The organism is Sphingobacterium sp. IITKGP-BTPF85, assembly GCF_001006065.1.
Taxonomy (GTDB): Bacteria; Bacteroidota; Bacteroidia; order Sphingobacteriales; family Sphingobacteriaceae; genus Sphingobacterium; species Sphingobacterium anhuiense.
On record NZ_ASZT02000050.1, the window covers coordinates 24100 to 32766 of the forward strand.

The following is an 8667-nucleotide window of genomic DNA, read 5'->3' on the forward strand; positions in this document are numbered from 1 at the left end:
ATAACCCCATGATTGTTCATCATCCATAAAAAAACTAATTTAAGACTGATGAAAACGTCGCTCATAAACAGAATAGTACTAGCCATCATGATGATCCAATTGATCGCAATGGCAACATCCTGTAAAGATTACCTTAATATTGACGATTATTTTGACGATGAATTCAACATCGACTCTGCTTTTTCCAACGCTCGTAATATGGAGGCTTACATGTGGGGAGCCGCAGCCACATTTCCAGACGAATCTAATACCATCCGATATGGTTATACTCCAGGACCTATGGCTACAGATGAAGGTTTAAATGGACTTACTGGAGGAGGTTCGGGCAATGTATATTACGGAATGGATTTTGCCACGGGACGTACCACCTCGGATTTCTTTGGAGATGGTAGCCCTAACCTCAATCGATGGGGATCATATTACAAAATCATCCGTAAGTGTAACACCATCTTACAAAACCTCGATCGTCCGAGAGATCTCAACAATATGGACCGCTTACGGATCGAAGGATATACACGCTTTATCCGTGCCTATGCCTATTACAACATTTTGGTAGACTATGGTCCTGCTATTTTATTAGGCGATGAAGTGGTCAACACGAATGCACCTTTAGAAGAATACGATCGTCCACGGGCTACTTACGATGAGACGATGGACTATACCTGTGGTGAATTTGAGAAAGCAGCCCAACTACTTCCAAAAGAAATTTCAATTTTGGATTTTGGTCGTCCAAACAAAGGTGCTGCATTTGCATTGGTAGCACGTCTGCGCTTGATTCACGCCAGTCCGCTTTTCAATGGTGGTCCGGCAGCAAATTCATACTTCGGCACCTGGAAGCGTAAGACAGATCAGGTCAATTACGTATCGCAACAATATAAAGAAGAAAGATGGGCATTGGCAGCAGCCGCGGCCAAACGTGTGATGGATATGGGGCAGTACAGCCTCCATACCGTACTCAAAGATGATAAAACCCCAGCACTTCCTCAAGGCGTAAAGTCGGATCCAAATTTCTATGGTCAATATCCCAATGGAGCTGACGGTATCGATCCATTCAAATCCTATTCGGATATCTTTACCGGAGAAGCCGTGGCAGAAATCAATAAAGAAATCATCTGGGGTAGAAACACCTCCTATTTGGTAACTACGATCAGTCAGGGGTCTATGCCTCCTTCCCTTGGAGGTTGGGGTCGTTTCTGCGTCACACAGAAAGTGGTGGATGCCTATCTGATGGATGATGGCCGCACTAAAGAAGAGGCTAGTGTGGATGGCTACTATTCGGAAACAGGTTTTACAACTAAGCCCCGAAACTTTTCGGGTTATCCTCTCAATTCGGGTGTCTATAATATGTATGCAAATCGTGAGATGCGTTTCTACGCATCCGTCGGATTTAACGAAGCCGTATGGCAGGCTCAATCCAGTGCATCGGTCAATAACTATACCGCCAAATATTATTACCAGGATGCCGATGGTCGCGGCGGTGTATCGGCAACCTCGCCCAACTACCCCATCACGGGTTACGTTATCAAAAAATATAACCACCCGATGGATGCTTTTCAAGGCACAGGAGCCCGTCACATGAAAAAAGCATATTCGATCATCCGTTATGCTGAAATTCTACTTTCCTACGCAGAAGCTATTAATAATCTAACCGGCACACACACTGTTCAGCTTGGAGATCAACAATATACCATTTCAAGAAATGTAGATGAGATAAAAAGCGCTTTCAACCTTGTCCGCTACCGTGCTGGATTACCAGGATTGAGTGCAGACCAGCTCGACCAAAAAACCACTGTTCAAAAACAAGTCGAACGTGAACGTATGGTTGAATTGCTATGGGAAAATAGACGTTTTTACGATGTACGCCGTTGGGGTATTTATGAGGAGACAGAGCGCGAACCGATACGCGGGATGAATCCAGATGGTGCAACCAAAGAAACGTATTACCAACGCGTCATCCCGGGAACCTCATCCTTCCTGACACGCGTAGTCGATAAAAAATTAGTTTGGGTACCTATACCACGTGCCGAGATGAGAAGACTTCCTTCTCTTGATCAGAATCCCGGTTATTAGATTGAACAACGCTAACAAATAAACACATGAAACGTATATATATAACAATGCTGGCACTCACTTCGGTGCTTGCATCGTGTAAAGACAATGAACTGTTCGAAAAAGAAATGTACAAAAATGAAGTTGCTTTGATCAGTAGCAGTTATCACAACACCTTTCAAGAAATCGTTCCCTTAGCAGAAGCAGAAGTAACCGGTTATATCGCAGCATCTGTCGGAGGAACACATGCACCCTCTAAAGATATGGTCATCCAGTTGGAAGAAGATCAAGCGCAATTGGATATTTACAACCGCTCCCTTTTTGATGCTGATGAAAATCTCTATGCAAAACTGCTGCCTCGGGATAAATATGAGATCCTCGATTATAAAATCCAGATCAAGGCAGGAGAGCGTACAGGCCGTACACGAGTGAAATTGAAACCAGCAGGTCTATCTCCAGATTCTACTTATTTTATCGGTTTAAAAACATCAGATGCTACAGGAATTGATATCAATCCAAAGAAAAAAACCATTCTCTACCAGGTGCTTATAAAGAATGCCTATGCATCGCAGGCCGAAAACACGTTTTACTCAATGACAGGATTAGGGAATGGCATGGTGACAGCAGGCAATAAAAAAATATTTCCACTAACGGGAAACAGTGTACGGGTAATCGCCGGAAATGAATCCTTTGAAAATAACATAGACCATATCAATAAGTCTTCAATCATCTTAGAGGTGGGAGCGGATAACCGTGTGGAGATCAAACCATATCGAGATATCGTCGTGACCCAAATCGATGATGACCCCAGATATCCCAATATTTTCAAGGTTGAAGAATCTTTTGGTCGTAAATTCAATGTTTTTTTATTGTCGTATTCCTATGTTCTAATGGTACGACACGGCATATGCAAGAAGAGCTGCGAATCGAAATCAAGCGCTAGTCAATTGCTGCTCTAATTAAACGCCCCCTACATCAATTGTAGAGGGCGTTTTTAATGTTTATTAAAAAAGATATGGAGCATGCCAACTATTTTCGAACCTAATAAATGTGGTTTTATAAAAATCAATTTCCATAAACTGATGTCAAATGGTATTTTTGGGTCTGATTCAAATGCATGTTAAAGGATCGAAGTTCATCAAAAATTTACATCAATCAGATCTCTTTTTCAGAATATGTAGTTGACCCTCCAAAACCCCAACTAGTTTTAATGTTGAACGCACTGCATGTAATGGTTTGCTCGACTTAGGGAAAAAATTATTTAAGTTTTATCTGTGGTGCATTAGCTTTTACCCATTCGGTTACGGCTAGTGGCACATCAGAGCATAAGTAATCACTTCCCAAGTAAACGCCAAGTAAAAAGTCATTAACTGATCTTCCAGGCCATAGACTAACTGTTATTCCTTGTTTTTTTGCATCTATCACCATATTTCTAGTTGTGGCATGTACATTTGCTCCAATACGATTAATTCCCATCGCTTTTGCTTCGTCCACTAAGCTTTGGGTGAGGGCCACTCCTTTTATAAACAACAAATCCACATTCGGATATGTTGACTTCAAATATTGCAACGGACGTTTATCAAAAGAAGTCAACACATAATCTGATCCTTCCGGTTTATTTTCATACGTTTTTTTATAAAGTTCAGCACAGTACGTTTGCAATTCAGCCTCCCCATACATCGGTTTGTTCGTTTTCATTTCAAACTCAATATATACATCTGGTTTATCCTTAAAGAATGCAACGACTTCATCTAATGTAGGGATTGGATTACCTTTTTTTGTTCGTAACTTTTTTATCTCTGCCAAAGAAAGGTCTTCTATTTTACCTTGAATACCAAGCATACGTTCAAAACTGTCGTCATGAAAGATGACCAGTTTACCATCCTTTGTTCTTCTCACATCAGTTTCAAATCCACGTATTCCTTTGCTATATGTTGTTTTAAAAGCTTCCATGGTATTCTCATCAAGCTCATGCGCCCCAGCACGGTGAGCAAATAACCTGACTCCTGCATCTTGTGCATAACATGCAGATGAACCAATCGTTATAAAAAGAAGTAATAGAAATACGGTTTTACCCATGGTTGATATTTTAGAAAAAGTTGATTCCATTTATTATTTTAAAGATTATTAAGCATAAATATAACATTCTAAAACGGTAAAGACGTTGAGTTTATATAGCTTTAACCTAATGATTACCTAAAGCTAACAATTACCCCTCTTACTAGGAATGTCCATTTCAGATATCCTGAGAAGAAAGGGTAATTATGAAGAGCCTTCGTTCTTCATAAAATCTTTATGCTAGACCAAAAGCTGATAAATGCTTTCTTGAACTATTGGAAAAATATCAATTAGATATAAATATTAAAAAACTAAATCACAACTATACAAACAGACATCCTATACTAAATTGGAATGTAAAACCGTTAAATATGAATAGAAATTGAATTGAAAACTAATATTTTACACTATTTTGGATGCTTCAATCTTCGGAAATACACCACTACATCGATGCAGCTACCTTTCAGAAAAATATCGATGTCATATTTATATAAAAAAGGAATATTTTAATCCTAATCATACAGCCAAAGATCGAGTGGCATGGTATATGGTAAAGGACGCAATTGCCAAAAAACTTATAAAACCTAGCGATACAATCGTTGAAGCAAGCAGTGGGAACACAGGGATTGGAATTGCCTATCTTGCGAAGCAAATGGGATACAGATCTTGTATCTTCGTCACACGCAATTGTTCCCAAGAGAAACTAAAGAGTTTACAAGCTCTGGATGCAAAGATCGTGCTCTGCGATAATTCCAACGGGTTCCTAGATAAAAATTCCACACAATATCAAGCACGGGCATTTACGGAAATTAATAAAAACAGTTACTATACGGATCAGTATAACAATCCAGAAAATTGCCGGGCCCATTATGAAACCACCGGTCCAGAAATATGGAAGCAAACATCCGGAATGATTACCCACTTCTTTGCTGGAATTGGCACGACGGGCACTATATCAGGCATTGGAAAATACTTAAAGGAAAAAGACCAGCACATTAAAGTCGTTGGAGTTGAACCAAAAGGCTCCATCCTCGCGCAGTATAAAGCTTCTGGTCGTGTGATACAAGCAAATACAGAAATGGAAAAAATTGAAGGCATCGGGCGCAAATTTGTACCCGGTATTTTTAATCTCAAAGCCCTTGACCATATTATCCAAGTTGAACGTAGCCGTACAATCCAGACTGCAATGGACTATTACCAACATACAGGAATGCTTGCTGGTTTTTCCAGTGCCGCAGTTCTTACGGGATTGGAAGATTATTGCACAGACAACCCAGTAGACAGTCGAGATCAATTCGTATTATTATTTGCTGATTATGGCGATCGCTATATGAACAGTCTATACCATACATTAAATACTAAGAAGACAGCCTATGATCAAAGTTTTCATGATTTCGCGATTCCGCTGGCCTGGCCTGATAAAACAGCCTATGGCGATGAAAAATGGATGAGCATACTAAAAAGTTTTGGGCTGGTGAAAAATCTAAACTTTAAGGTGGGACATGCCGCTATATTATTGGTATCACGCAATACTGGGCAGGTCACGTATTATGATTTTGGCCGTTATGTTTGCCCACGTGGTTATGGTCGGGTCCGATCAAAACATTTTGATCCCAGGCTAACCATTCAGACATCGGCTATCTTCGACAAAACCTATTCAACGATCACCAATATCGAGGAAATAATGCAGGAATTATCTGCGATCGAACATGCCACCCACGGAGGAGGGCGGCTGTTATTTTCCATCGTACCACAGGTAGAATATGAGGTTGCCACACAATATGCCTGCGACCTCAGCAACATGGGCCCAGTTCCATACGGTGCATTAGCAGCACGCAACAACAGCTGCTCCCGATTTGTCGCCCAGATGCTTAAAGCTGGTATGCATCCAGAAGATAGACGCATAAGAAAAATATGTATTCCCGAAACCATTATTCCCAGCCCGACAAGCAATATTGTCAATACGCATCAAAATAGACAGATATTTTGTTTCGCAGATGGACAACTAACCAGCTGGAATATGGGTCGTACAAAATCCTTAAAGTTTCAATGGAGCTTACTCAAAGAGAATTTAAGCCACGGATCATCCACAGCCTTAGGATGTGACTTAAGCAAAGGTCATCTTGACCTGCCTTTAAGACCGTACAATATCTCTATTGACGCACAATGGTTAGGAGGCATTGGTGAAGGCATGTGGTTTCATCTTGCCGAAAGCAACATTGAAGAAACTCACTATATAATGTCCAGCTACAGTCACAGCGGCGAAATCATAAATCAGGTCTGGACATCTTGTCCCCAACAAAAATTTATCATTACTGAACCGTTTGAGATCTTGGCACAGATGGATGGAAAATATTTCACTTTACTACAGCATAATACCCGATTTTTATTCAAAAAGATCGAATATCCGAAAGCAAATAAATCATTAAGAGCAATTTAAAATGGAAGTAACACTATTAAAAGCTAAAATACATACCGTAACTGTGACAGAAGCAAACGTCGCGTATAATGGTTCAATTACCATTGATGCCGACCTATTGGATGCTGCAGGAATAAAAAAATATGAACAAGTATATATCAACAACGCTATAAATGGGAGCAGAATAATGACTTACGTATTACCCGGAAAAAGAGGCAGTGGCGAGGTGTGTATGAATGGTGGCGCGGCGCTTCATGCAACAGTCGGTGATACAGTCCATATATTATCTTTTGTGAGGATGTCTGCTGAAGAAGCTGATCATTATCAACCCATATTAGTGTTCACCGAAGGCAATAACCAGATCAAATCCATAGAGAAATATCAATATTAATTACTGGAAACTTTGCAATAGACAATATGAGTAAACCATTGGTAATAGAGCGCCACTTTTGCTAGAGTAACAGATATTTGACATGTTATCTTGTCTGTTTTCACTATATTAGTTTTTAAAACCAATATTTAAGGTGTTAAAACTCGGGTTTTTATACAGGTTATTAATGGAGACATAGACCAATTTTCTGGTGATTTCATCCTAATAATCTGCTATATACACTGAGGGTAATTCCTTAAAGATTTATGTTGGGCCTTGAAAAGAAAAATGGGAGAACTTGATATCACAAATTGTGATATCAAGTCGCATAGCATGCAGGTCTATTCCGAATTCGGAGTTCTCCTGTTAAATGCCCCAAATCCTGCAGTTGCAGCTAATGAAATATGATGAAAAATAGTGAACAGAAATTATACAGTACAAATAGTTTCGCAAACCTTTTAAAACAACAGATAGCTTCGACCTTGAATGAAGCATCGATGGTTAACGAAAAAAGTAAGCACGTTGACTTCATGCTAGAAAAAGAAGACCGTAAATTGACGGCAAAAACTTTCTTCGTTGTCACCCTTGCACTTGGACTCGACTTGGCTGCTATATGCAATCAATTTTTTAAGAATTTTCCAGCAACTAGGTTGCAATCTTCAACCAATGAGTTCGATAAGCTATTTGAGATATTTTTTAACACAAAACAAGATCTAGCTGCTGCAACAGGCTTAAACGAATCAAGAATAAACAATTTACTTAAAAAATCTTTGGATGATGCTTATGCTTATGAGCTATGTTCGCTAGCTATAGCGTTCGGACTAGCACCACACACACTCTTTGAATATTGTTTTGGCGGTAAAAAAGAAAGATTTGTTCTTAAGCTAGAACTTAGCGATGCTGAAACTAACGCCAGTGAAGATGAAATATCTATGGCTCAAAAGACAGATGTAATTCCTTTTGCTGCAAATACTAAACATCCGGTTAATATACAAAGAAAACATCAGCGAGACATGTTTGACTATTTTGTAAAACATACAGATTACTTTATAAAACCACGTACTTCTGCACAAATTGTCCGAGATCTTAAAACTACCTATAACATTCATATCAGTCAGACAAACATTTATGCATATCTGAAAAAATATACAGATTATGAACTGGCAAAGACTAGAATCAATGATATAACTCCACTTGGAGCTATTTCTAAACGATCGCAGATGGCCTTTGTTAAAATTAAAAAAGAACCTGCCAAGTACCATATTAAAGAATACCAAGAGGACAATCAAATTCTCAAAAAAATATCAGTGAAATTCTTGAAATTAAAAATAAAGCTAAAGAAAAAGAAGAAACTGATGCCATAAATAAATTGTATGATATCATTACAACTAATCCTGGTAAACGTCTACCCTTTTATTTATCCATATTTGACATCAAAGTAAGGAAATTGGAACACCGATTACAAAAATTAAAAGACGAAGGCAGAATTGAATATCGTGGTAAAGGTAAAGCAGGAGGCTATTGGATCTCTAGCACGACAGACTAAGTTTTTAAAAATTATCTCACCATATTCCTCTCGAGAGCGAACATCGCTCATTAATAAGATTATTTCGCTAATCAACATTATTTCGCTCTGCCAACATGACAAACAATAGTACTTTGTGCCACAAACTGTAACACAAATACCGATGGTACGGAACCTATTAACCAACTCACATTCTAACTATCTAACCAACTAACCTCTTAACCTACTATGTCTCGTCCTGAAAAG

7 protein-coding genes are annotated in these 8667 nt (G+C 39.0%); 6 read left to right on the forward strand and 1 reads right to left on the reverse strand.

Annotation, left to right across the window (positions count from 1 at the left end; genetic code table 11):
- Positions 1-48: 48 nt before the first annotated feature.
- Both L950_RS11650 and L950_RS11655 read left to right on the forward strand, forming a co-directional pair.
- Entirely contained in the window at positions 49-2070 is a 2022-nt protein-coding gene (locus L950_RS11650) for a RagB/SusD family nutrient uptake outer membrane protein (protein WP_031289329.1), read from the forward strand.
- A gap of 26 nt (positions 2071-2096) precedes the next feature.
- Complete coding sequence (locus L950_RS11655; protein WP_021191815.1) at positions 2097-3008, forward strand: BT_3044 domain-containing protein; 912 nt, start codon at positions 2097-2099, stop codon at positions 3006-3008.
- Between the two features lie 298 nt (positions 3009-3306).
- Here L950_RS11655 and L950_RS11660 read toward each other — a convergent pair whose 3' ends face one another.
- Complete coding sequence (locus L950_RS11660) at positions 3307-4128, reverse strand: glycerophosphodiester phosphodiesterase (RefSeq protein ID WP_046792027.1); 822 nt, start codon at positions 4126-4128, stop codon at positions 3307-3309.
- A 391-nt stretch (positions 4129-4519) separates the two neighbouring features.
- Between L950_RS11660 and L950_RS26440 the strand changes: the two genes are divergently transcribed.
- The 4 genes from L950_RS26440 (at position 4520) to L950_RS28585 (ending at position 8442) form a co-directional block, all read left to right on the forward strand.
- Positions 4520-6547, forward strand: coding sequence for a cysteine synthase family protein (locus tag L950_RS26440; RefSeq protein ID WP_021191817.1), 2028 nt, complete (start codon positions 4520-4522; stop codon positions 6545-6547).
- Between the two features lies 1 nt (position 6548).
- Positions 6549-6917, forward strand: coding sequence for an aspartate 1-decarboxylase (gene panD, locus L950_RS11670; RefSeq protein WP_021191818.1), 369 nt, complete (start codon positions 6549-6551; stop codon positions 6915-6917).
- A 383-nt stretch (positions 6918-7300) separates the two neighbouring features.
- Positions 7301-8260, forward strand: a complete 960-nt coding sequence (locus tag L950_RS11675; protein WP_021191820.1) for a hypothetical protein — start codon at positions 7301-7303, stop codon at positions 8258-8260.
- Positions 8261-8265: 5 nt separating this feature from the next.
- Positions 8266-8442, forward strand: coding sequence for a hypothetical protein (locus tag L950_RS28585; protein WP_156169664.1), 177 nt, complete (start codon positions 8266-8268; stop codon positions 8440-8442).
- Positions 8443-8667 lie beyond the last annotated feature (225 nt).